Below are 24406 nucleotides of genomic sequence, written 5' to 3'. Positions count from 1 at the left end.
CGTTCGATGCAGGCGACGGTAGGTTTCGAGATCGATCAGCGTTTGGGCATTCTGACACTGGCGCGGCCGGCGTCGAACAATGCCTGCGACCCCGCATTTATCGATGGGCTGGCCGCGGCCGCCCTAGCCGCGACCGACGCCGACATCGGCGCTTTGCTGATCCGTGCTGACGGCGCGAACTTCTGCGTCGGTGCCGACCTCAAACATTTAGCCAGCGTGAAGGGCGATCTCGCCGACGCGCTCGACGCGATGGCAATCACTTTCCATCATGCGGTGACGTTGCTGGCGGATTTGCCTGTACCCGTGATCGGCGCGGTGCAAGGTCATGCAGTTGGCGCCGGCTTTGGTCTCGCGCTCGTGTGCGACCAATTGCTGATCGCCGACGGTGCGCGCTTCTCGACCGGTTATGCCCGGCTCGGGCTGAGTGCCGATGCGGGGGTCAGTTTTCATCTGACGCGGGCGCTCGGGGTGCGGCAGGCGCGCTCGTTGTTGATGGTGCCGCGAACGATCGGCGCGGCGGAGATGATAGCATTCGGGCTAGCTGATGCGATCGTTGCCGACACCGGACTTCAGGCCGAGGCGCTGCGCCGCGCCCATGCCCTCGCCGTCGGTCCTACCGACGCCTTTGCGGTCATTAAGCAGCTGACCGGCCGCGCATTGGATCACGATTTGGCCGCGCATCTCGACCTCGAACGCACCGAGATCGTCTCGCTCACCCGCCGACCCGACGCGCAGCAGCGGATCGCCGCGGTGCTCGGATAAGCGACGATCAAGGCTCGTTGTTTGCGAGCATGTCGGTGAGGTTGGACTTCATGCTGCGCAGGGTACGCGCGGTCGTTTCCAGATCGGCGCTGTCCAGACCCAGCAGGATTCGGGTTTCCTCCCCGGCAACCAGCTTGCGGATGGCGGCGATCGTCGATTTGCCCGCGTTGGTGATGAACAGCCGCTTGACCCTCCGGTCGACCTGATCGGGCCGCCGTTCGACGAGGCCTGCCTCCTCCAAACGCTCGATCAGCCCGCCGACTGCTACCTTGCCGATGTCCATCTGGTCCGCCAGCGCGACCTGCGACAAGCCGTCGGAGCGCGCGAGGAACACGAGCAGTAGCCATTGCGATCGCGTAAGGCCGATGGGTTTCAGCGCCCGATCAACTACCCGGCGACGCAGCCTGGCGACATCATGCACCAGGAAATTGAGCCGTAGCTCCCAGTCTAGATCATATGGCACAAATTTCCCCAGTGACCGCCCCGCACAACCGTTCGGTGCGCGAACCAAGCTGGAGCGCATCGAACGGGTCAAGTCAACAGAGTGCGGCGTGGCGTTGGCGTGGCCTAGAAGGAATAACCGACCTTGGCGCCAACGATGCGCGGCTGGCCGGGATAATCGCTGGCGGTGGAACCGAGCGCAAACACGGTGCGGCGATAATCGGTTTTCAGCACATTCGTGGCAAAGGCGGTGACGCGAAATTGCCCAAAATCGACGCTGGCGCGCAGATCGAGCAGGCCATAACCATCCTCAGCCGCCAAGCTCGACGCGCCGCCGAAGATCGGATTCGCCTCGCCGGGTTCATGGAAGAAGTCGCTGAGCAAGGCGTAATCGGCGCGCAACGACAGCTGGTTGTCGCCGAAAGGCACGCGCCATTCAGCCCCGACGTTGATCGTATGCTTTGGCGCACGGACCAGCCTTGTCCCCGAATAATCGGCGACCGCGCTGGCGACATAACGATCATATTTGGCGTCGAGATAACCATAAGCGACGCTGACGTCGAAATTGTCGCTGGGGCGCAGAACGATCTCGACGTCGACGCCCTTGACCTTCGACGAGGCGGCATTGTCGATCAGCGAGGCGGCGACGCCGCCGCCCAGATCGACGATCCGGGACACCTGCAAATTGGTATAGTCATATTTGAACGCTGCCAGATTGAACCGCACCCGCCGGTCCATGAATTCGGATTTCAGCCCGATTTCATAGGTCGTGATCTCTTCAGGACTGAACAGCACATTGGCTTGGCTGGCCGTAAAAGGCACATATTGGAACCCGCCCGATTTGAAGCCCGTCGAATAGCTCGCATAGACATTGACGTCGGGGGTGAATTTATAGGTGACGACCAAGCGCGGATCGAAAGAGGTGTAAACGGCGCTGTTGTCGACCGTGAAAGGCACCGCGATCAATGGCGCTGCATCGGTTGTCGTACCCGACTGGATCGCACGCTTTTCGTCGCGGGTATAGCGCGCGCCGGCAGTCAGATCGAGCTTGTCGCCGATATGCAGCGTGGCCTGACCGAACGCCGCATAGCTGTCGGATTCGAAGTCCGCGATGGTCACGTCGGTTGCCGGCGTTCCCGCCGCCGCGCGCACCGCGCTGTCGATCCCGAGCAAGAAGGTGTCGATGCGGAGCGATTTGTCATGGTAATAAAAGCCGCCGATGACCCAATCGAGCGCGCCGCCGAAAGACAGCGCGCCGTCGGGGTCCGATGCGAGACGAAACTCCTGGGTGAACTGCTTTGAACGTTCGCGTCCTAGCTGATCGAGCACGCTGCGTGACGACCCTTCAAGATCGCGCGATTCGTCGGTGGCGAGCTTGCGGTAACCGGTGATCGAGGTCAGCGAGGCAAAGCCAAGGTCGAATTCGCCGCGCGCGATGTAGGTTTGGGCCTCGCGGTCGAGAGTCGGGTCGCGCGAGATAAAACCGCTGTTGCCGCCCGGATTGACGATTGGCGTGCGGCCGGCGGCCCCCAGGAAGATCGCCGACGGATTGGCTGGTGTCCGGACCCCGGTCAGCGGATTGACGATCGGTCCGCTGCCCCGGTTGAAGCCGGCAAAGGCCGCTTCATCGCCGTCGGTAATATATTCGGCGGTGAGTTCGATGCGCACCGCATCGCTCGGCTCGAATGCCAGCTTGGCGCGCCCGCCCTTATTGTCGATCCCCTGAAAGGTCGTGCCAGTGGTCAGGTTGGTGAGATAGCCTTCGCGGTAATCGCGCCACGCCGCGACGCGAAACTGGACGGTGCCGTTGCTGGTTACCGGTCCGCCGACCGCACCAAAGATGTTGTAGCCGTTGTAGTTGCTCACCCCGGCCTCGACCTGCCCCTCGAAATTCGGGGTCGGTGATTTGGTGATCACGTTAATCGCGCCGCCGATCGTGTTGCGGCCATACAATGTGCCCTGCGGACCGCGCAGCACTTCGATCCGCTCGACATCGCGCAGCGACGCGAACGAACCGCTGGCGCGGCCGAGATACACATCGTCGACGAACACCCCGACCGAACTTTCCGAACCTGGATCGAACGAGCGGGTACCGATGCCGCGGATATACAGCTGCGGACGCGTTGCGCCGAAACTGCCGAAATAAAAGCTGGGGACGCGCGGCGCGACGGCGGAGATGTCGGTGATGCCCTGACGTTCCAGCTGTTCGGACCCGAATGCGCTGATCGCGACCGGAATATCCTGGATCCTTTCTTCGCGGCGTTGGGCCGTGACGAGAATTTCGTCGATGCCGCCCACTGTGCTCGGCGTTGGCGACGTTGTCTCATCCGATGGCGTTTCATCGCCGGGCGCGGCTTGTGCCTGAGCAGCGACGGGATAGACCAAAAGGACAAGCGCAGCCGATGCGAGTCGCGCGGATTTCACATGTGATTTCAAGTTACCCTCCCAAGGTACACGGTCTCAGCCGTTCCGCTTTAGTAAGGTATTAGTACGGTAATTAAGATGGATCGTCAATCAGTTTACTTATGATCGCTGCGGCGGCCATTCCGCAGGCGAGCTGCGCGACGTCACGGCGTGTGGTGGGCAAGCAGCAGCGACAAAAAATGCGCGTCGGACCATGTGCTGCGCGCGCCTGCAGATAGTGCGACGAGATCGAGTTTAGCCTGGCGCACGATGGTGAGCCGCCGTGACGGAATGACGTAAAGTCGCTGATCGCCTGCGCCGGCGGCGACAACCATGTCGGCGGGTAGGTCAGCCGCCTTTTCCGTGATGTCGGTCGAGCGTGTCACCATGTCGCGCGCGGTGGTCGGTCGCGGCAGCCACCAGGTCAGCCCATAAGCCGCGTTGGCCTTGCTTCCCTCAAATAGTTGGGCGAAGGCCTCCGGGTCGACAATTTGTTTGCCCGATACCTTGCCACCGGCGCGAACGAACTCGCCGAGCTTTGCCCATTCGTCAGCCGCGAGCACCATGCCCTGCGGCATCAGCGGCAGGCCGTCGGCGCCGTTGCGCCATTCGTCCACCTTTATGCCCGCTGGCGTGAGAATCCGGCGCTCGGCATAACGCCCCGGGTTTGCGTCCTGTCCTGCGGCTTCGAGCTTGCGCCGCAAAATCTCGCCGAAAATCTGCATCGGCGCGGGGCCATATTGGAAGGTAGCTCCCGGCGCGGCGGTCAGCGGTAATTTGGTCGATTCGGCATAGCCCAGTGGCCGCCCGATCGCGGAGGCTTGACCGCTCGTCATCGAAAGCAGCTGGCGGATGGTGATCGCGCTTTTCTGCGGGTCGCGCTGCCATTCGGTGAGCGTATCGGCGGCGCGTTCGTCAAGGGTTAGCAGCTTGTCCTGGACCGCCGCGGCGGCCATCAGCCCGACGAGGCTTTTCGTTCCAGACCACAGTTCGTGCGGCTTGTCGGTGTCGGCGGAACGGCACACCGGTTTGCCTTTGTCCAGGACGAGGACCGCGACGCCCTTGTTCGCGTCCGAATAAGCAATCGCTGCAGCGCAGCCCGGAAGCCCGTTTTCGCTTGCGCGGGCGCTGGATGGCAACAAGACGGCGCCTGCTAGAAGAGCAACGATGCCCAAGCTTTTCGCGATCATGTTCCGCTCCCATTTTCCGTTGCTTGCTAATTCCTTTATTATCGATAATAATTTCAATCGCAATCGCCGATTGCTCCGCCTCGGGTCCAGATTAGGATGCCGGGTGGGAGACGCAGATGAAAAGCCGAACGGAAACCATGGCCGCGATGACCAGCGACGAGGATAGCGCGCCGACCCAGGACCGCGTGATCGCGCGGTTGCTGACCGACGATATTGTCGAATGGCGCATCCTGCCCGGGACGTGGCTGCGCGAGCGCGAGATCGCTCAGCGTTTTGGCGTGTCGCACGCGCCGGTCCGCGAAGCTTTCCGGCATTTGTCGCGGATCGGACTGGTCAAGGTCGTGCCGTGGCGCGGCACCTTTGTGATCGACATCGACCAGCATGCCGCGACCGAAGTTTACGAGCTTTGGAAATCGCTGTTCGGTGTCGTCTGCCGCCTGGCGGCCAAGGAAATGAGCGATCGCGACGGGCGCGAACTGATGCATCGACTCGTAGAATATAAGGATGTCACGCAGCGTACCAACAACACGTTTGAGCATCTCAAGGTCTCGAACCGGATCGGGCGCTTCATTGCGACGCGGAGCAACGCACCGCTCGCGCTTGAGCTGCTCGACCGCCTCGCGCTGCTCGCGCGCTGGCAGCATAATGTTTTCACCGAATCCTTCATCGACACCCATGACCTCGACGCCGCGAAGCGATCGGCGCTGCTCTATGACCAGCTCTGCCGCCATATTTTTGCGCGCGAAGCGGACGAGGCCGATGCGGTGGCGCGGGCGTTGATCGCGGTGTCGCAGACCAGCTTTGCGGTAGCGCTCGAGGAATATCAGGCGCGCCACAGCAAGCCGAAGCCCGGCCGTCGCCGCGCAAAACCGGCATGAGCGCGGCGGGGAACGGGAGCGGTTCGGGCACCAATCGCCGAACATTGCTGAAAGCGGGTTTGACCGCGCCGCTGGCGTTGCAGGCCATGCCGGCCGGCGCGATGGCAAAGGATGACGCGGTGTTCGGTTCCGAAAAATTGGTTGCCGACGTCCGCGCCTATGCCGAAGCAGGCAACAAACAGTCGGGCGGCCCGGGTGATCGCTGGACCGCCGACTGGGCCGCAAAACGTCTTGCTGCCGCTAGTTTTGCCGTTGAGCGGCAGGGGTTCGATGTCCCTTGGTTTGAGAGTGGGCGCGCGGATTTGGCTGTCGGCGATGCGCGCATTGCGCTGACCGCCCAGCCATTGGTGGTGCAGACCGCGGCGGGGGGGCTGACCGCGCCGCTGCGGCTGGCGGAGTTACCCGGGCCACTGGATGGTGCGATTGCGGTCATCCGTTTGCCCTATCGCCGCTGGTCGACGCTCGTCGATCGCGCGGTGCGCGAGCCGCTTGCCGATGCGCTGGCGCGCGGGGCAGGGGCCGTGATCCTGGTCACGACCGGGCCGTCGGGGGAGGCGCTTTTGTTCAACGCGCCAGCGGACAAGCCGCTGTCTGATCGCCCGCTTGCCTTGTTAGGGTCGGCCAAGGCCGCGCCAATCGTCGAGGCAGCGCGTTACGGACGCGAGGCGACGCTCACGTTGACCGGTACGAGCGGGCAGCGAACCGCCGAAAATATCATAGGGCGGCGGCTGCGCGGTGATGACCGGCGCTGGTTGGCCGTGTCGACACCACGCTCGGGCTGGACCGATTGCGCGGGCGAACGCGGCCCCGGGATCGCCATCTGGCTGGCGCTCGCCGAATGGGCGCCGCGCGTGTTTCCGCAGCATAACCTGCTGTTCGTCTGCAACAGCGGGCATGAATATGAAAATCTCGGCGCAAGCCATCTCGTCGAAGCCTTTGGTCCGCCACCCGCAAAGACCGATTTCTGGCTCCATCTCGGCGCCAACGCTGCAACGCGCGATTGGCAGGAAATGCCCGGACGACTGTTGCCCTTGCCGAGTGCCGACCCCTATCGCTTCCTGATGACCTCGCCCGATCTTGTCGAGCGGGCGAGGGCGATATTCACTGGGCAGCCTGGAATCGAGATGGCCTATCCGTCGAGCGATGGTGCGGCGGGCGAGCTCACCGAAGTGGTGAAGGCGGGTTATCCGCGGCACGCCGGAATCTTTGGCGCGCACCGCCATCATCATGCCGCGGGTGACGATATGGCGACGATTGTTGCCGAGCCACTTGCCGCTACGGCGCGCGGTTTTCGTGACCTTCTCGTCGCCGCCGTTCCGGTCGCGCGCTGACCCATTCCATCGCTGCGCGACGTTTTCCGGCTTGACTCACGTGCCCATTTGCACAAAATTATCGATAATAATGACACAAAAATATTGGTGGAGGATTTTATGGTTCGCAAAGCGCATCTTTTCCTGTGTTCGGCCGCGCTCTGGGCGATCGTGCCCGCGGTCGCCTCGGCGCAAGCCTCTCCCGATGGCGCACCGCCTGTCGATGACAATGCCGAAACCTCTGACGATAGCGCGATCGTCGTCACGGCGCGGCGCCGCGAAGAACGTCTGATCGACGTTCCGACCGCAGCGTCGATCATCGATGCCCAGTCGCTCGCCGATCGCGGCGGCGCGACCGGCAGCGGCGAGCTGCTCGCCGACCAGCCGAGTGTGCGCTTCAACAACCTCAACTCGTCGGTGACCTCCGAAATCTCGATCCGCGCCTCGTCCACCGCGCGCGCCACTAATGGCGACCCCAGCGTCGGCTTGTATCGCAACGGTTCGTACATCGGGGGCGGCGCGATCGGCGGCCGCAACTTCACCCGCCTCGACTTTCTCGACATCGGCCGTGTCGAAGTGTTGCGCGGGACGCAGGGCGCGCTCTACGGTCGCAACGCGGTCGGCGGTGCGATCAACGTCCTGTCCGCCGAACCCGAGTTCAACTTCGGGGGCTGGGCAAGCGCGCGCTATAGCTTCGAGAACAACAGCTTCCAGACGCAGGGCGCGGTCAACGTGCCGCTCGGCGACGGCGCTGCCTTCCGCATCAGCGGCGACTTGGTCGAACAGGACAAGGGCTTTTTCTATAATCCCGACAACGACGTCTATTTCGACCAGCAAAAGGGTCACGGCCTGCGCGGTCAGCTCCGCCTCAAGCGCGGCCCGGTCGACGTCGTGCTGCTCGCCGAGACCCAGCGGCTGACGACGCCGACGATCCACTATCAGATATCCATCCCCGCGGGCACGCCCGGCTTTCCCGGCGGCTATAGCCAGGATCGGTTCAGCTACCCCTGGAACACTGCGCCGCGCGCGAGCCAGGATGTCGATGGGCTTCAGGCGATCATCCGGGTCGACCTCGGCGGGGCGCAACTCGCCTCGACGACCTTTTTCCGCAAGCGTCACTCCGAATATGATCTCGACAATGATGCGATCAGCCCGGCCGAGCTGGCGCGGGCGCGCGCGGCGGGTCAAATCGGGGCGCTGACCCCGCTCGACCCCAACACATCGTCCTTCGTCATCGACACAACCGACAGCTTCTCGCAGGACATTCATGTGACCGGCAGCGGTGACCAGTGGACCTGGCTCGTCGGCGGCGAGGCGTTGATCCTCGACAGCGATTTCTCGGTCGCGACCACGCGCAGCCCGACGCTCGCCAATCCGTCGCCGGGCAATATCGCCCCGGCGCGGCTCCATTTCGAAAGCTATGCCGCTTATGGCTCGCTCGGCTTCGACCTGACCGACAGCCTCAACGTCACCGGCGAACTTCGTTACACGCGCGACAGCCGCAGCATCACCGCGCGGCAATATGATCTGGCGACCAATCTGCCGATCGGCGGCGCCGCGCGCGTCATCGACGGCGATATCAGCGCCGATAACCTCTCTTATAACGCGACACTTTCTTACAAGCTTGCGCCCGACACCCTCGCCTATGGCAAGGTCGGCAGTAGCTATCGCGCCGGTGGCTTCAACACCCGCTTGTCCGACCCGCGCGCGCCGCGCCCGGTGGAAGTGTTGTTCGGCAATGAGAACAGCACCACCTATGAAGCCGGTATCAAGGGCAGCCCGATCCGCCGCGGCTATTTTGCGATCGCGGGCTATTACACCGAACTCAAGGATCTCATCGCGCAGGTCGACGATGGCTGCGCGCTGACGAACCCGGCCTGTCCCATCGCCGCCGTTGCCTATCTGACCAACGCCGGGGACGCGAAAAGCTGGGGTATTGAGGCTGAATATAGCCAGGGTTTTGATTTGGGCGCGGGAACCGGCAGGCTCGCGCTGAGCGGTTCGCGTCAGGGCGGTGAGGTCAAGAACGGGCGCTATGCAAACCTCGATCTCGCGCAGGTGCCCGACTGGCTGGCCTCGGCCAACCTCAACCTTCGCCAACCCGTGACCAACGATGTCACGTTGACCGGCAATGTCCTCGTCAACGGCCAGTGGGGCGGCAAGCAGGAGCTGACCGCGACCTCGGTCGATCTCGACGATTATGTGCTGGTGAACCTGCGCGTCGGGGTCGAGTTCGGCGATGTCAGCATTTCGGCCTTTGCCAATAATGTGTTCGACAAGGTTTATTTCGTCGCGCAGGCGCCGACAATCAACCGTTACAGCCAGCCGCGCGTGATCGGCGTCGAAGGGCGCATCACCTTCTGAACCCGACAAGCGGAGGAGCGACGGCATGCGATCTGGTTTTCGGATATTGGCGATGCTGGCGGCATGCGGACTTGGGGTCGCGGCTGCTGCGGCCAGCGACCCCACTGCTACGCCGCCTAAGGTGCGGATCGCGCAAGGGACGCTCGCCGGCGCCGCCGTTGGCGAGGTTGAGCATTTCTTCAACATCCCCTTTGCCGCCGCGCCGACCGGAAATCTCCGCTGGCGCGCGCCGGCGCCCGCGCCGCGCTGGCAGGCTGTCCGTGACGCGTCGCGGCTCGGCCCCGCCTGTCCGCAACCGCTACGCCCGGCGCTGGTGGCGGGCGGGGTCGCCGACAACCAATCGGAAGATTGCCTCCAGCTGAATATCTGGCGACCGAAGAATGCCCGCAAGCTGCCGGTGATGGTCTGGGTGCATGGCGGCGCAAACATCCTGGGATCGGGAACCTTCCCGGTCTTCGACGGCAGCGCCTTTGCGCGGCAGGACGTCATCCTCGTCACGATCAACTACCGGCTCGGGGCGCTCGGCTTTTTTGCCCACCCCGCGCTGACCGCCGAAGCGGGGCGAAATGCGCCATTCGGTAATTATGCGATGATGGACCAACTCGCGGCGCTGCGCTGGGTGAAAAAGAATATCGCAGCCTTTGGCGGCGATCCGAAGCAGGTGACGTTGTTCGGCGAATCGGCGGGCGCGATCGGCGTATCGACTTTGCTCGTCCACCCCGAAGCGAAAGGGCTGTTCGCGCGCGCGATCGTCCAGTCGGGCGTCGGCTTGCTCGACCCGCGCACCCTCGCCGAGCAGGAGGCGTTGGGTACCCAGCTGGCCGAGCGGGCAGGGGCGGGTACAGCGGCAACGCCCGCCGCCTTGCGCGCGCTATCGGTCGAGGCGCTGCTCGCAGCGCCGACCGACCGCGCGGCGGGCATGGTCGCCCCCTTTATCGACGGACGGCTGATCCGCGAAGCGCCGTGGCGCTTGCTCGCGCGCAGCGAACCGATCGACGTGCCGCTGATGGTCGGCGCGAACAGCAACGAAGCGAGCGTCATCCTGGCGATGGGCGTCCCGCCCGCCGCGGCGCGGGCTTATGTCGGCGCGGATACGACGGCGGCGACTGCGGCCTATGGCGCCGATCTGCCCGAGAATGAGTTCGCGCGGCAGGTGCTCGGCGACGCCTGGTTCGTCGCGCCCGCGCGCTGGCTGGCAGAGCGGACGCAGATGGGTGCGCCGTCCTATCTTTATCATTTCGGCTATGTCGCCGCCGCGCGGCGCGCGCGCGCCAAGGGCGCGGCGCATGGCTCCGAAATCCCTTATGTCTTTGGCACGCTCGACTATCTCGCCGCGCTCGCGCCGCCGGTCGACGCGGAGGATCGCGCGTTCAGCGATGCGCTGATTAGCTGCTGGGCCAGTTTTGCCAAGAGCGGCGCCCCGATGTGCGCGCTCGTTCCCGACTGGCCGCGTTATGAATCCGGCACCGACAATCTCGCGCTGCTCGCCCCGCAATCGCAAGTCGTTCGCGGTTTTCGTAAGCAACAGCTCGACCTTCTCCTGCGCGTTCACGCCAAGGCGTATCCGCTCAAATAGCTTCGGTCGCGCGCCGGAGCGCGGCCGTATGCGCCCGCTCCCGCTGCGATCTTTGTCGTCGATTGGTGTGGAAATCAGACTGGGAGAGACGAAATGACGAAGAAAAGAATTTTGACCGGCCTCGTGACGTGCGGCGCTTTTGGCGTGATTGCGATCGCCGCACAGGCTGGCTTCGGCGGAGGAGCGGGTGCTGATGGCGTCCCGTTGGTCACCTTGCCGCTTGCTTCCGCGTCTTCCACCAAAACGGCGGTGTCGGCGGTGTCGGCGGTGTCGGCGGTGCAGGCGCAGCCCGCGAGCCTCACCATCGCGGGCGACGGTTATGTCTATGACTGGACCGCGCTTCAGGCCGCGATCGCCGCCGACAGCGAAGTGCCGTCGGGCCATTTCATCGTCGGCAATGTGGCGAGCCCCGATTATCTCTTCAGCTATGAGAAGGGCAGTTTCGGGATCGACCGGATCACCCCGCTGGCGTCGGCTTCAAAATGGTTCGCTGGCACGCTCGCGATGCGAATGAAGCAGGCGGGTATCGTGACGCTCGACGATCCGATGCGCCCGCCGCTCGCTTTCTGGACGACCAGCGGCACCAAGAAGGACGTCAAGCTGAAGCACACGCTGTCGATGACCTCGGGCTTCAACGCCAGCCCATTGGTCGGCGGCTGTCAGCTGCTTCCCGCACAGACGCTTTACGCCTGTGCCAAGAGTATCCACGACCTGCGCTATGACAGCCTGCGCCCCGGCAACGCACCGGGCGCGCAGTATAGCTATGGTCCCCACGGACTTCAGGTCGCCGCCGCCTATCTGGAAGCAAAAGACACGAGCATCGAGCCATCGGCGACACCGGCGCGCCAGCGCAACATCCACGATCTGTTTCGCCAGCATGTCACCGTGCCGTTGGGAATGACCAACACGACCTGGTATGATCCGGCCGGCAGCGCGCCCACTAATCCGTGGATCGCGGGCGGCGCCTTTTCGACGCCGCGCGACTATGCGAAGTTGCTGCGTGCCATGCTGCAGGGCAGTTTCATCACAGACATGACCGGCTTTACCCAGCAGCGCACCGCGGGACTGCCCCGCGTGTTCGTTCCCGCCAGCGCGGCGAACTGGGAATATGCGCTCGGCAGCTTCGTCGAATGCGACACGCCAAGCGCCTGTGCGTCGTCAAAAATCAACAGCTCGCCCGGCGCCTATGGCTGGACCGGCTGGATCGACCGTCAGACCGGCTATTATGCGTTGATCGCTACCGAGATTACGACAGGCGGCGACCGCAAGGGGGTCGAGCTGGAACAGGTGATGCAGGATCTGATCGAGACGGCGATCGCGACGCGTACCGCCGCGCCCTGACACCGGCAACGGACGAGCCCGGATGGATCCGCGCGCGCGTCCGTTCGCTGCACCGCACCAAGGAAACCGTGCGATTGACACGGCGGCGACATATCCGTAAACCGATTTACGAAAATATAAATCGGGAGTTTGGGATGGGCTTTTCGTCTATACGGCTGACGGTCAGTGAAGGATTGGCCAGGCTGACCTTTATCGATGCGGAGCGGGGCAACCCTATCGACGGTCCGTTTTGCGCAGAGATGTGCGAGGCAGCGATTCAGCTGTCAGAAAATCCCGACGTCCGCTGCGTGCTGATCACGGCCGAGGGGCCGGTTTTCAGTTATGGCGCCGACATCGGCGTCTTCGTTGACGACCTTGATGGCTTGCCGAGCAATATCAAGCGCTGGACGACGACGCTGCACAGCGCGATTGCGCGGTTGCAGCGTATGGACGCCCCCATCGTTTCTGCGGTCTATGGCGTCTGCGCCGGCGGGATGTCGGCGCTGGTTGCGGGCAGCGATATCGTCGTCGCCGCCGACAATAGCTTGTTCGTGTCGGCCTATGCCGGGATCGGATATAATTGCGATGCCGGGGCATCGGTGATGTACACCCGCCGCATGGGTGTCGGGCGGGCGCGCAAATTCCTGTTGCTCAACGAAAAGATGGATGCGGCGACGGCGTTGGCTGCGGGGCTTGCTGACGAGGTTTTGCCCGTAGATGCTTTTGCTGCTCGGGCCGAAGCGATAGCGCAGCAATTGGCGGCGGGGCCGACCAAGGCGCTGGGTGAAATGCGCCGGTTGCTCACCTCGGTGACCGATCAGCCGCTAGAGGCGCAACTTGAACTCGAAGCGCAGGCACTGGCCCGCTCGGCGGGCACCGCCGACGCCCGCGAAGGGCTCACCGCTTTTGCCGAGAAGCGCAAGCCGGTTTTCCAGGGGCGCTGAGCGATGTGGGCTTATCCCGAAATCCGCACCCTCGGTGATTATCCGGCCTATTGGGCACGCCACGACGGCGAGCGGCTGGCGTTGCGGACGTTTGAGCGCCGCGTCAGCTTTGGCGAATTCGACCGTATCGCAAACCAGGTCGCGCATTTCCTGCTCGATGGCATTAGCGAACCTGGCGCGCTGGTCGGCTTCATGGGCAAGAACAGTTCCGATTTCTATTTCGCGCTGTTCGGGTGCGCGCGGACGCGTAGCGGGCTGGTGATCTACAATTGGCGGCTCGCAGCGCCGGAATTGGCGCAGCAGATCGCCGACAGCCGGGCGCGCTTTGCCATAGTCGAACGCGAATGCGAGCCACTGTGGGAGGCCGCCTGCGCATTGCTCGACGCGCCGCCGCAAGCGATCTGGATCGACGGTGAGGAAAGCCTGGAAGCCCGGGTTGCGGCTTATCCCGCCACGCGCCCCGCCGTCCATGTCGAGCTCGAAGACACGGCGTTTCAGCTCTACACCTCCGGCACCACCGGCCAGCCCAAGGGCGTTATGCTGGCGCATGGCGCGACTAACATGATGCGGCTTTGTGAGCATCTGGAGCCCGCCTATCACTGGGAGGATGGCGACAGTTTCGTCAACGGGTTGCCCAATTTTCACCTGCTTCACATCGGTATCATGCTGCAATGCCTGTATAACGGCGTCGCGATTGACATCGTCCGCCAGTTCGATCCGGCGGTCATGCTCCATACGATCAGCCGCCAGCGCCCGACCTTGCTCACGCTCACGCCGACGATGCTGCAAATGTTGCTCGATCACCCGTCATCCGCAACTAGCGATTTTTCGTCGTTGCGGCTGACGCTCTATGCCGGGTCGGCGATTTCGCTGGGCCTCATCAAGCGGGCGATCGCCGCGATGCCGTGCGAGTTCATGCAATTTTATGGCTCGACCGAGGCCGGGGGCGCCACATCGATTTTGCGGCCCAACGAGCATGATCTGAACGACGAAGCCAAGCTGCAAAGCTGTGGTCGGCCGCTGCCGCTGGTCGAATTTCGCATTCTCGATACCGACGGCAATCCGGTCGCCGAGGGCGAGCCGGGCGAGCTCTACGTTCGGCAACCGTCCATCACCAAAGGCTATTGGGGCCAACCCGAGGTCACCGCGCAGGTGATCGCCGACGGCTGGTATCGCAGCGGCGACATCGTACGCCGCGACGCAGAGGGCCTGTATTATATCGTCGATCGCGCCAAGGACATGATCGTGTCGGGCGGCGAGAATATCTATTCGGCCGAGGTCGAGAATATCCTGTCGACCCATCCGGCGGTCGCTGCGGTCGCCGTCATCGGCGTCCCCGATCCGCGCTGGGGCGAGGCGGTGAAGGCGATCGTCATCACCCGGGACGAAGGGGCCGAAGACACGCATTTGATCGCCTGGTGCCGCGAACGGCTGGCCGCCTACAAGGTACCGAAAAGCGTCGATTTCGTCAGTGAATTCCCGCTCGTCCCGTCGGGGAAGGTGTCGAAAAAGGATCTGCGCGCGCTGTATTGGGGCAATGAGGGGCGCAACGTCGGTTAGCGATAGAGTCCGCCGCCATCGACGATTGACACCTGTCCGGTGGTGTACCCCGCACGCATGAAATAGAGATAGGCCTCGGCAACTTCTGCCGGAACGCCGGGGCGGGGCAGGGGTTGCCCCGCGATCATCGCGTCGATCGCCTCTGCCGGCAGTTTGGCCCAGGCGTCGGTGGCGATCAGCCCGGGGGTGACCACATTGACCCGTATCGGCGCCAGATCGACCGCGAGCCCGCGCGCCAGATGCTCGACCCCGCCCATCATCGCAGTCGACATCGCCGACCCTTTGCTGGGACGATGCGCGAGGGTGCCCGAGGTCAGGGTGATCGAGCCGCCTGGCGCCAGCTTGGGCAAGCCGTGCTTGACCGCGAGCAGGATGCTCCAGAAGCGGATTTGATAGGCGGCCTGCGCATCGGCAAGGTCGAAGTCGGCGCCTGCAATGTTGCGCCGCCGTTTCCATTCGCCGGCGCTGTGGACGAGGTGGTCGAAGGTGGGCGCGGCAGCGAAGAACTCCGCGATGCTCGCTTCCTCGGTCAGGTCGATCGCGGCGCCGCTGGCCTGGGCGCCGAGCGTTTCGCAAGCCGCGGCGACACGGTCGGCGTTGCTGGAACCGATATGCACCTTTGCCCCTGCCGCGACCGCGGCCCGCGCGACGGCAAGGCCGATACCCGAGCTTCCGCCGAGCAGGACGATCGTCTGGTCTGCCAACATTGCTGCACCTTTCACAATTTGATGACGCGCTTGCCCTTGTTCTCACCGCGATAAAGGCCCGCAAGGGCATCGGGACAAGCGTCGATACTGTCCAATATGTCTTCGTCATAGACCAGCTGTCCCGAGCGGACCCATTCGGCTAGTTGGACGACGCTATCGCTATAGCGATCCATATGATCGAAAATCACAAACCCCTGCATTCGTGCGCGCTTGACGAGCAGATGGCGCTCGACGCGCGGGCCGGTCGGCCACGGATCCCAATTCGTAATCGAGGCCGTGCCGCACACGACGACGCGCGCGCCGATCGCGAGCTTCGGATAGACCGCGTCGCTGATCGCGCCCGCAACATTGTCGAAATAGACGTTCACGCCATCGGGGCAGGCGGCGGTCAGCGTCGCCGCGATGTCACCCGATTTATAGTCGATGGCGGCGTCATAGCGAAAACGCGACAAGCACTGAGCGACCTTGTCGGCGCCGCCCGCGATGCCGACGGTGCGGCATCCGAGCAGCTTGGCGATCTGACCCACGGCGGAACCGACGGCGCCCGCGGCGGTGGATACCAGCACCGTATCGCCCGGCCTTGGTTCGCCGATCCGCGTGAGCGCGAGATGCGCGGTGACGCCGTTGATGCCGAGCACACCAAGGCTGAGCGAGAGCGGCAGGTCGGTTTCGGTGACGCGGCGGATGATCGCCGATGCATCTGCCACGGCTTGTTCCTGCCAGCCGAACCAGCCGGTGACATATTCGCCCAGCGCATAGTCGGCGCTGCGGCTTTCGATGATCTCGCCGACCGCGATAGCACGCATCACCGATCCGATGGCGACGGGCGCGGCATAATTGCCGGCATCGGCGATCCAGCCACGCATCGCGGGTTCGACAGACAGAAAGGCGTTGCGAACGCGGATCTGGCCGTCGCCGAGCACGGCTTCGGGAGTTTCGACAATCGCGAAATTCTCCGCCTGCGCGACGCCGGTGGGGCGCGAAATCAGAATACATTGGCGGTTCAAGCGGCGATGCCCATCGCGGCGCGCGCCGCGGCATAATCGTCGGCCAGCCAGTCGATATAGTCGGCCGCTGGACCCGACTGCTTGATCGCGCCGATACCCTGACCCGCGCTCCAGATGTCGCGCCACGCCTTGTGGTTGGCGCCGCCGCCGCTGATGTTGATCTCGGCACCCGGCGGTCGGCGCAGCTCGGCGGGGTCGAGCCCATTCTCGATGATCGACGGCAACAGGAAATTGGCGTCGACGCCGGTAAAACAATTGGTGACGGTGATGTCGGCGGCGCTGCCATCGACGATCATCTGCTTGAACCCGGCCTGCGTATTCGCCTCGTCACTCGCAAGGAAGGCTGAGCCGATATAGGCGAGATCGGCGCCCAATGCTTCGGCGGCCAGCACGGACCGCCCATTTGCGATACAGCCGGACAGTATGAGCAGCCCGTCCCACCATTCACGGATTTCCTGCATCAGGGCGAAGGGCGACAGATTGCCCGTGTGGCCCCCGGCGCCCGCACCGACTGCGATCAGGCCATCGACCCCCATCTCGGCGCATTTCTGCGCGTGGCGGTTCTTGATGACATCCTGGAACACCAGGCTGCCATTCGCTTGCAGTTCGCGCACCAGCCCTGGATCGGCGGCGAGAGCGAGAACGACGATCGGCACCTTGTGGCGCAGCACGACCTGAAGGTCGGGGGCGAGGCGTTCGTTGGTCCTGTGCGCGACCAGATTGATGCACCAGGGGGTATCGCCGACTGACGCTGCGATCCGCGCGACATCCTTGTCGAGATCGGCGGTCGTGCGCGGGTTCAGCGCGGGCATCGCGCCGATGATCCCGGCTTGGCACTGCGCGATGACCAGGTCGGCGGTCGAGGCGATAAACATCGGTCCCGCCATCACTGGCAGGCGCAGTTTGGCGCGCAGGTTGGCGGCGAGGCCCGCTTCGGCCGCCCGGTTCGTCATTTCCATATAATTTGTCCCTGATCGAGGACCTTGCGGTCACCGACAAAAGCTTGAAATACGGCTGACGTGTCTCCGGTCGACCAGACCCTGACGTCCAGTGTATCGCCGGGATAGATGACGCCGGAAAAGCGGCAACCCAAGGCGCCGATCGACCCCGGATCCCTATCGCAAGCCCGCGAGACCGCGACCCCCGCCTTGGCATAGCTGGCCAGGCCGTGCAGGATCGGCCTCTCGAAACCCGCTTGTTTCGCGGCGAGCGGATCGAGATGCAGCGGATTCCAGTCGCCCGACAGGCGATAGAGCAGCGCCGCACGCGGCGATACCCGTGCCTCAGCGGTACGATCCGCTTCGACATCGGGAATGATCGAAGGCCGCACAGGCGTGGGCTCACCGCCAAAACCGCCGTCACCGCGCAGCAGCAACGTCTGGTGGAGTCGGCAATACAGCGCTTCGCTTGCGGCATCGCGGATCGTCCGTTCGAGGACGAGTATGGCGCCTTTGCCTTCGCCGCGGTCGGTCAGCGACAAAACCCTCGCATCGCCAACGATCCGGGCGCTGGCGGGCAGGGGTGCGTCAAACCACGCCATTTGTTCGAAATGGACCAGTTTGGCGAAATCGACGCCAAAGGCTGGGTCGCGGATCCACATCCCCGGGCTAGTCAGGGTCACCGCATAGGAGGGTAACACCGACAGCTGACGGTCGTCGAGAAAAGCGAGATCGTCGGCGTCGCAGGGGTTCTGACCCAAGCCGACGCCTAGCGCATAGAGGATCGCATCGCGCGCATCATAGCTCTGCGTCGCCGGAGCGAAATCATGATCCATCAACGCTCGCGGCTGGATCGGCATCGCTCAGCACGGGTCCCAGGTGAAGACGTCGGACGAGCGATGCAGCGGATAGAAGTCATTGGCGAACTGGTCGAACACGCGTTCGGCGACGGTTTCGGGCGTCCAGCCGTCTGCAGTATGCGCGGTACGGATGGGTCGCGGCTGCGAGAACAGGAAAATCTCGTTGTTACGGACCGCGAAAATTTGCCCCGTCACCTTGGCGCCCGCATCGCTGGTCAACGCAACGACGAACGGGGCGATCTTGTCGGCGTCGAGTTTTTTCAGCCCGTCGACGCGCTTTTGCTGTTCGGGGGTGTCGGTCGGAATGCTGTCGATCATCCGCGTCCAGGCAAAGGGCGCGATCGCGTTCGAGCGTACCCCGAACCGCTGCATGTCGAGCGCGATCGATTTCGACAGGCCGACGATGCCGAGCTTGGCAGCGGAATAGTTCGCCTGTCCGAAATTGCCAATCAGCCCGGAGGTTGAGGTCATGTGGACGAAGGCGCCGCCTTCCTGCTCCTTGAAGAAGGGCGCGGCGGCGCGGCTGGTGTTGAAGCTGCCTTTCAGGTGGACCGCAATCACCGCGTCGAAATCCTCTGGCGACATTTTGTGGAAATAGACGTCGCGCAAGTTTCCGGCGTTGTTCACAACCGCGTCGATGCGGCCGAACGTGTCGACCCCGGCCTTGACCATCGCGCAGGCGCCGGCCCAGTCAGCGACGCTGTCGTGATTGGCGACAGCCTTGCCCCCCATTGCGATGATTTCTGCGGCGACCTGTTCGGCGGGTGAGCCTTCGTCGGCGCCTTCGCCGCTGATCGACACACCGAGGTCGTTGACCACCACCGCCGCGCCCGCTTTTGCCAGTTCGAGCGCTATGCCGCGCCCGACCCCGCGTCCCGCGCCGGTGACCAGCGCGACCTTGCCGTCCATCATTCCCATATGTCTGTCCTCAATAGCTTTTCGGCAGCCCCAGCACCTTTTCGGCGATGAAGCATTGGATCAATTGCTCGGTGATCGGCGCGAGCCGGGTCAGCGCTGCCTCGCGATAGAGCCGCTCGACATGATATTCCTTGGCATAACCAAAGCCGCCATGCGTCGCGACCGCTTGCCACGCCGCATCATGGCAGGCGCGCGCCGCGAGGAACTTGGCGCTGTTCGCCTCGGCACCGCACGGCAGGCCGCTGTCGTACAGCCGCGCTGCCTTTTCGACCATCAGCCACGCCGATTCCAGATACATCCATTTCTCGGCCAGCGGGTGCTGGATGCCCTGGTTCATCCCGATCGGGCGGTCGAACACCGTGCGGTCCTTGGCATAGGCGACCGCGCGGTCGAGCGCGTCGCGGCCGATACCGATCGCCTCGGCGCCGATCAAGATGCGTTCGGGGTTCAGGCTATGCAGGATATAGCCGAAACCCTTGCCCTCCTCGCCGATCCGGTCCTCCTCGGGAATGAACAGCCCGTCGATGAAGATTGCGTTGGAATCCACAGCCTTGCGGCCCATCTTAGGAATTAGATGGACGTCGATCTTGCTGCGGTCGAGGTCGGTATAGAAGATGGTGATGCCGTCGGTCGGCTTGGCGCAATCCTCATATTTGGTCGTGCGGGTCAGCAGCATGATCTTGTTCGCGACCTGCGCGGTCGAGGTCCAGACTTTCTGCCCGTGGACGAGGTAGCCACCGGGGACTTTCTCCGCGAAGGTCTTGATCCGTGTCGTATTCAATCCCGCGTCGGGCTCGGTAAAACCGAAACAGCATTGATCCTCGCCCGCGACCAGCGGCGGTACCCAGCGCGCTTTCTGTTCGTCGGTGCCTTTCACCACGATCGGATGCGGGCCGAACAGGTTGATATGGATCGTCGATGCCGCGGCAAAACCGCCGCCGCACGCCGCGACCTCGTTCATCATCGTCATTGCCTCGGTGACGCCGAGGCCCGATCCGCCATATTCCTCGGGCATTGTGATCCCCAGCCAGCCGCCGTCGGCCATCGCGCGGTGGAATTCGCGCGGGAATTTGCCGTCGTCGTCGCGCGCCAGCCAATAGTCGTCGTCGAACGGCGAACAGGCAGCGCGCACGCCTTCGCGGATGGCGTCGAGATCGTCTTGGGTGGGCAGGGGGCGGGTGGCGGACATGGTCTCTCCAGTCAGGCGCTGGCCAGCGTCTTTTGCGCGGCCTTCAGATGCGGGATGTCGTACATTTTGCCGTCAATGCCGAGCGTCCCGGCATCGGGCTGCGCGGCGAACGCATCGACGATCTTTTGCGCTTCGGCGATTTCGTCGGCCGAGGGCGCGTAGCAACGGTTGATCACCGCGACCTGATCGGGATGGATCGCGATGCGCCCGGTAAAGCCGTCGCGGCGCGAACGGCGACAATCGGCCTCCAGCCCGTCGGCATCACGGAAATCGGCGTAGAGCGTGTCGAGCGGCGCGACCTCGGCGGCGGCGGCGGCATAAAGACAATGGGTGCGCGCGACCTGATAGGGAAAGGTCCAGCTGCCGTCGGCTTCCTTGTTTGCGGTCGCGCCTATTGCGGCGGCGAGATCCTCGGCGCCCCAAGTCAGCGCGATCAGGCGCGGATGCGGCGGAGTATAGCTGCCGAGGTTGAACATCGCCTTCGGAGTTTCGGTCGCGACGACCGCGATTTTGACCGAGCCGTTCGCCATGCCGGTCGCGGCCTCCAGCCTATCGAGCTCGGCGGCGATGCGGGCGATGTCGTCGGCGCCATTGGCCTTGGGGATGAGCAAACCGTCGAGTCCGGGTTTCACCACCGCGGCCATGTCGTCGAAGGTCATGCCGGTGTCGAACGGATTGACGCGGACGAAGAAAGCCCAGTCGCGCGTTCGGTTTTGCGCGATTAGCTCAGCGACCAAAGCGCGTGCCGCCACCTTCATACTCGGCGCGACCGCATCCTCCAGATCAAGGATCAGCGCGTCGGCGCCGATGGCCGCCGCCTTGGCGAACTTGCGCTCACTGTCGCCTGGCACAAAGAGCATCGAGCGCAATCTCATGCGGGCAAACGCATCATCAAGGCGCCGCGCAGGGTGCGGCAGATAATCTCGTCGCGTTGGTTGAGACCGAGATGCTCGAAGGTGACGATTCCTTGCGTCGGGCGCGATTTGCTGTCGCGCAGTTCCATCACGGTCGTCCGCGCACGGATCGTGTCGCCGGCGAACACGGGCTTGGGGAAAGTGGTGTCGGTCATGCCCAGATTGGCAATCGTCGTACCCAGCGTGGTGTCCTGCACCGACAAGCCGATCACCAGCCCCAGCGTGAAGATCGAATTCATCAGCGGTTTGCCGAATTCGGTGCGCGACGCATAATCATGGTCGATGTGGATCGCCGCCGGATTGTATGTCAGCGACGAGAACAGCATATTGTCCATGTCGGTGACGGTGCGGCGGATTTCATGGTCGAACGTCTGTCCGACGCTGAACTGTTCGAAATATAATCCCGGCATGTGATATTCCCTAGTTGAGCCGCCCGAGGATCGACACCGCCGCGACGCTGTTGAATGGCGCACCACCCAGATTGTGGGTCAGGCCATAATCGACGGTGCCGCGTTGGCGATCGCCGGCGCGGCCTTCGAGCTGTTGATATACTTCATACGCCATGCGCAGCCCCGACGCGCCGACCGGATGGCCGAAGCATTTGAGCCCGCCGTCGATCTGGCACGGGATCGCGCCGCCCGCATCATATTTGCCGTCCATGATGTCGAAAATCGCTCGGCCTTCGGCGGACAGGCCCAGATCTTCCATCGTCACCAGTTCGGTTACCGAAAAACAATCATGGACTTCGGTCAGCGAGAGTTCGGCGCTGGTGATGCCCGCCTCGGCATAGGCGCGCTTCGCGGCTTCCTGCGTGTTGCGGACCGACGCGCCGTCCCATTCGCCATATTGCATTTCCCAGCCGTGGCTCGCCGACAGCTGGATCGCTTTCACCGTCACCGGATTGGCGCGGCCCATCGCCTGGGCAATTTCGGGGGTCGTCACGATCGCGCAGGCGGCGCCGTCGGACACGCCGCAGCAATCGAACAATCCCAGCGGATCGGCGATCATCGGCGCGTTCAGGATCGTGTCCATGTCGACCGCCTTGCGCAGATGCGCTTTGGGGTTCGCCGCGCCATTCTGATGGCTCTTCCAGCTGACATGCGCCATCGCACGCTTCAGATCCTCTGCCGAGACGCCGTGGCGCGCGGTATAGGCACCGGCGAGTTGGGCGAAGGTGCCGGGGGCTGATCCATAGGGCAGCCACAGGTCGTTGGCCAAACCCTTGGTGCGCAGCGGCAGTCCGCCATAGCCGGTGTCCTTCAGCTTCTCGACACCCACTGCGACCGCAATATCGACCGCGCCCGCTGCCACCGCGTAGGTGGCGGCACGCAAAGCCTCGGTGCCGGTCGCGCACATATTCTCGACCCGCGACACGGGTGTCGTTTTCAGCCGCAGCGCATGCGCGAGCGGCAGCGCCGAATTGCCGACGTTGATATCGTCGAGCGCATTGCCGATCCACGCCGCGCCGATCTGTGCGCGATCGATCCCGGCGTCGCCCAGCGCCTCCTGAAACGCCGCGACGATCAGGTCGTCGGCGCCCTTGTCCCAATGCTCGCCAAACGCGGTGCAGCCCATGCCGATGATCGCGACGCGGTCCTTGATTCCCGATGCCATCGCCTCAGCCCTCCATCGCCGGGCGCGCGGCGGGCGCGGCCTTCCAGAAATAGGTGCGGAACCCCCGCCTTTTGTCGTGCGACTTGATCCGCAGGCGCATCGTCAGCGGCGCGCCTACGGCAAAACCCTCGGCATCGGCGTCGGTCAATTCCATCATCACTCGCGCGCCATTTTCGAACTGCACCAGCCCGAACCAGAAGGGTGGGGCAGGGGTGAAGTTCAGCCGGTCGGCGGTCACCGACACGAGCGTCGCCGTGAGATCTGCCATCCGCACATCCTCCAGCGCCTCTGGCCCGGTCGCGTCGGGATGGATCGGGATGGGGCTTTTGGGGAATTGCACATTGCCGCGGCTGTCGCGCCCGCCGATAAAGCCGATCATGTCGCGGCCATAGCGTTCGATCACCGTCGCCTGCGCCTTTTGCTCGAATTCGGACCGCACTCCCCAGTCGAGGTCGATCGCCTTGGTCAGCGACAGGAAGCGGACATAGTCGGCAAAAGCGAGGCCTTGCTTGAGCGCTGCGGCGGCGCTTGCGGCGCCCGCGACAGGACCGGTGACTTCGAGCACCAGCGCGTCGCACCCCGAACCGAAGCCCGCTACCAATATCTTGTCGCCAATGTTGGCGGCATCAAGCGCGAGGCCGAGCGCGAACAATATATGCGCGGCGCCCAGATCGCCCGCCGCCGCGGCGAGGGCGCTGGCGTGGTTGGGCGCGGTGATGCCGGTTGCCTTGGCGATGTCGCGCCACATGCCGGCCAGCGGCTCATGCACGGCGGCGTGGGTAATGTCGCCCGGCTCGACTCCCGCTCCCGCCAGCGCCGCCTTAATCGTCGGCGCAATGACCGCCTTGGTCGCGGTGTCTTTCACGAACCGTTCTTCATAGGCATAGGGTTCGGGGCGCTCGCGCGAGGCGTAGATGTCGATCAGGTCGTGCGCCAAGCTGGCATGTCCGACCAGTACGGCGCCCGTACCATCACCGACCCGCGCCGCCGCGCCGCCGTCGCCGAAAGAAAAGTGCATCGGATTACCAGCTTTGACCGCTCGCTGCTCACCGGCGGCGACAATCGCTTCACCCGTACCAAGCAGTGCGTCGAGCAAGGCCGATACCCCGCAGCGCCGCGATCCGGCGACGTCGTTGGTGCGGCATTGTGGCGCCACTGACAAGGCTTCGCTGAGCAGGGTTGCATGACTACGTTCGGTGAAGGGCGCCGAGGTGGAGGCAAAGACGATCGTGTCGGGAGCGCTGCTATGGCCCGTCAGCCGAGCGGCTTCGACCGCCAGCGTCAGCGCATCCTCGTCCCATGACGCGACCCCGCGGTATCCCGCGCCACGCCCGCCAAGTCCCGAAAAGCGCAAGGCCTTTGCCGCCGCTGCGCGGTCGAGCCGCAGCAACGGCAGATAGCCGCCCATGCCGATGATTGCCCGCGCTGCCATAGTTCCCGTCCCAATGCCCCAGATCGTGCTTTTGTGCGCAGACCTTGACAGCATATTTGTAACTTGTAAACAGGTTCAC

General features: G+C 63.9%; 21 protein-coding genes. 8 read left to right on the top strand and 13 right to left on the bottom strand.

The features are described from left to right. The first annotated feature begins 6 nt into the window (after window positions 1-6). On the top strand, window positions 7-762 hold the full coding sequence (locus ACQY6T_RS07835) for an enoyl-CoA hydratase/isomerase family protein (RefSeq protein ID WP_428630078.1): 756 nt from the start codon (window positions 7-9) through the stop codon (window positions 760-762). Window positions 763-769: 7 nt separating this feature from the next. On the opposite strand, the gene ACQY6T_RS07830 is transcribed toward ACQY6T_RS07835, so the two are convergent. The 3 genes from ACQY6T_RS07830 to ACQY6T_RS07820 form a co-directional block, all read right to left on the bottom strand. Then, window positions 770-1225, bottom strand: a complete 456-nt coding sequence (locus ACQY6T_RS07830) for a MarR family winged helix-turn-helix transcriptional regulator (protein WP_428630077.1) — start codon at window positions 1223-1225, stop codon at window positions 770-772. Between the two features lie 104 nt (window positions 1226-1329). Continuing rightward, a complete protein-coding gene (locus tag ACQY6T_RS07825) occupies window positions 1330-3627 on the bottom strand; it encodes a TonB-dependent receptor (protein ID WP_428630075.1) in 2298 nt (765 codons plus the stop codon). Between the two features lie 143 nt (window positions 3628-3770). Continuing rightward, window positions 3771-4796 (bottom strand): serine hydrolase domain-containing protein, encoded by a 1026-nt coding sequence (locus tag ACQY6T_RS07820; RefSeq protein WP_428630074.1) that lies wholly within the window; start codon window positions 4794-4796, stop codon window positions 3771-3773. Window positions 4797-4912: 116 nt separating this feature from the next. On the opposite strand from ACQY6T_RS07820, the gene ACQY6T_RS07815 reads away from it, so the two are divergent. From ACQY6T_RS07815 to ACQY6T_RS07785, 7 genes are all read left to right on the top strand, one after another. Beyond that, window positions 4913-5674, top strand: a complete 762-nt coding sequence (locus ACQY6T_RS07815) for a GntR family transcriptional regulator (protein WP_428630072.1) — start codon at window positions 4913-4915, stop codon at window positions 5672-5674. Then, window positions 5671-7005: a hypothetical protein gene (locus tag ACQY6T_RS07810; RefSeq protein WP_428630070.1), complete on the top strand. Its 1335-nt coding sequence runs from the start codon at window positions 5671-5673 to the stop codon at window positions 7003-7005. Before ACQY6T_RS07815 ends, ACQY6T_RS07810 begins: the two co-directional genes overlap by 4 nt. A gap of 99 nt (window positions 7006-7104) precedes the next feature. Continuing rightward, the gene (locus tag ACQY6T_RS07805; RefSeq protein WP_428630068.1) at window positions 7105-9348 is read left to right on the top strand and encodes a TonB-dependent receptor; all 2244 of its coding nucleotides are present in this window, start codon (window positions 7105-7107) and stop codon (window positions 9346-9348) included. A 25-nt stretch (window positions 9349-9373) separates the two neighbouring features. After that, the gene (locus tag ACQY6T_RS07800; RefSeq protein ID WP_428630066.1) at window positions 9374-10924 is read left to right on the top strand and encodes a carboxylesterase/lipase family protein; all 1551 of its coding nucleotides are present in this window, start codon (window positions 9374-9376) and stop codon (window positions 10922-10924) included. Between the two features lie 93 nt (window positions 10925-11017). Continuing rightward, window positions 11018-12265: a serine hydrolase domain-containing protein gene (locus ACQY6T_RS07795; protein ID WP_428630064.1), complete on the top strand. Its 1248-nt coding sequence runs from the start codon at window positions 11018-11020 to the stop codon at window positions 12263-12265. 134 nt (window positions 12266-12399) lie between these two features. After that, complete coding sequence (locus ACQY6T_RS07790; RefSeq protein WP_428630062.1) at window positions 12400-13188, top strand: enoyl-CoA hydratase/isomerase family protein; 789 nt, start codon at window positions 12400-12402, stop codon at window positions 13186-13188. A gap of 3 nt (window positions 13189-13191) precedes the next feature. Beyond that, a complete protein-coding gene (locus tag ACQY6T_RS07785) occupies window positions 13192-14748 on the top strand; it encodes an AMP-binding protein (protein ID WP_428630061.1) in 1557 nt (518 codons plus the stop codon). On the opposite strand, the gene ACQY6T_RS07780 is transcribed toward ACQY6T_RS07785, so the two are convergent. Genes ACQY6T_RS07780 through ACQY6T_RS07735 form a run of 10 tightly spaced genes read right to left on the bottom strand, consistent with a single transcriptional unit; the run spans window position 14745 to window position 24327 of the window. Beyond that, window positions 14745-15455: an SDR family oxidoreductase gene (locus ACQY6T_RS07780; protein WP_428630059.1), complete on the bottom strand. Its 711-nt coding sequence runs from the start codon at window positions 15453-15455 to the stop codon at window positions 14745-14747. The two genes, ACQY6T_RS07785 and ACQY6T_RS07780, sit on opposite strands and share 4 nt — an antisense overlap. An 11-nt stretch (window positions 15456-15466) precedes the next feature. Then, the gene (locus tag ACQY6T_RS07775; RefSeq protein WP_428630057.1) at window positions 15467-16462 is read right to left on the bottom strand and encodes an NADP-dependent oxidoreductase; all 996 of its coding nucleotides are present in this window, start codon (window positions 16460-16462) and stop codon (window positions 15467-15469) included. Continuing rightward, a complete protein-coding gene (locus ACQY6T_RS07770; protein ID WP_428630056.1) occupies window positions 16459-17421 on the bottom strand; it encodes an NAD(P)H-dependent flavin oxidoreductase in 963 nt (320 codons plus the stop codon). Before ACQY6T_RS07770 ends, ACQY6T_RS07775 begins: the two co-directional genes overlap by 4 nt. Continuing rightward, on the bottom strand, window positions 17412-18260 hold the full coding sequence (locus ACQY6T_RS07765; RefSeq protein WP_428630055.1) for a MaoC/PaaZ C-terminal domain-containing protein: 849 nt from the start codon (window positions 18258-18260) through the stop codon (window positions 17412-17414). The genes ACQY6T_RS07770 and ACQY6T_RS07765 overlap by 10 nt, the downstream gene beginning before the upstream one ends. 3 nt (window positions 18261-18263) lie before the next feature. Beyond that, entirely contained in the window at window positions 18264-19178 is a 915-nt protein-coding gene (locus ACQY6T_RS07760; RefSeq protein WP_428630054.1) for an SDR family NAD(P)-dependent oxidoreductase, read from the bottom strand. Between the two features lie 10 nt (window positions 19179-19188). Further along, entirely contained in the window at window positions 19189-20367 is a 1179-nt protein-coding gene (locus ACQY6T_RS07755) for an acyl-CoA dehydrogenase family protein (protein WP_428630053.1), read from the bottom strand. Between the two features lie 11 nt (window positions 20368-20378). Continuing rightward, entirely contained in the window at window positions 20379-21227 is an 849-nt protein-coding gene (locus ACQY6T_RS07750; RefSeq protein ID WP_428630051.1) for an HpcH/HpaI aldolase/citrate lyase family protein, read from the bottom strand. A gap of 11 nt (window positions 21228-21238) precedes the next feature. Continuing rightward, window positions 21239-21691: a MaoC family dehydratase gene (locus ACQY6T_RS07745; RefSeq protein ID WP_428630050.1), complete on the bottom strand. Its 453-nt coding sequence runs from the start codon at window positions 21689-21691 to the stop codon at window positions 21239-21241. A 10-nt stretch (window positions 21692-21701) separates the two neighbouring features. Beyond that, window positions 21702-22895: an acetyl-CoA acetyltransferase gene (locus ACQY6T_RS07740; protein WP_428630049.1), complete on the bottom strand. Its 1194-nt coding sequence runs from the start codon at window positions 22893-22895 to the stop codon at window positions 21702-21704. Window positions 22896-22899: 4 nt separating this feature from the next. Then, window positions 22900-24327: an OB-fold domain-containing protein gene (locus tag ACQY6T_RS07735; RefSeq protein WP_428630047.1), complete on the bottom strand. Its 1428-nt coding sequence runs from the start codon at window positions 24325-24327 to the stop codon at window positions 22900-22902. Window positions 24328-24406: the final 79 nt, after the last annotated feature.

The sequence above is a fragment of the Sphingopyxis sp. genome (assembly GCF_965279725.1).
Classification (GTDB): domain Bacteria; phylum Pseudomonadota; class Alphaproteobacteria; order Sphingomonadales; family Sphingomonadaceae; genus Sphingopyxis.
This window is presented reverse-complemented; position numbering and strand designations above follow the sequence as displayed.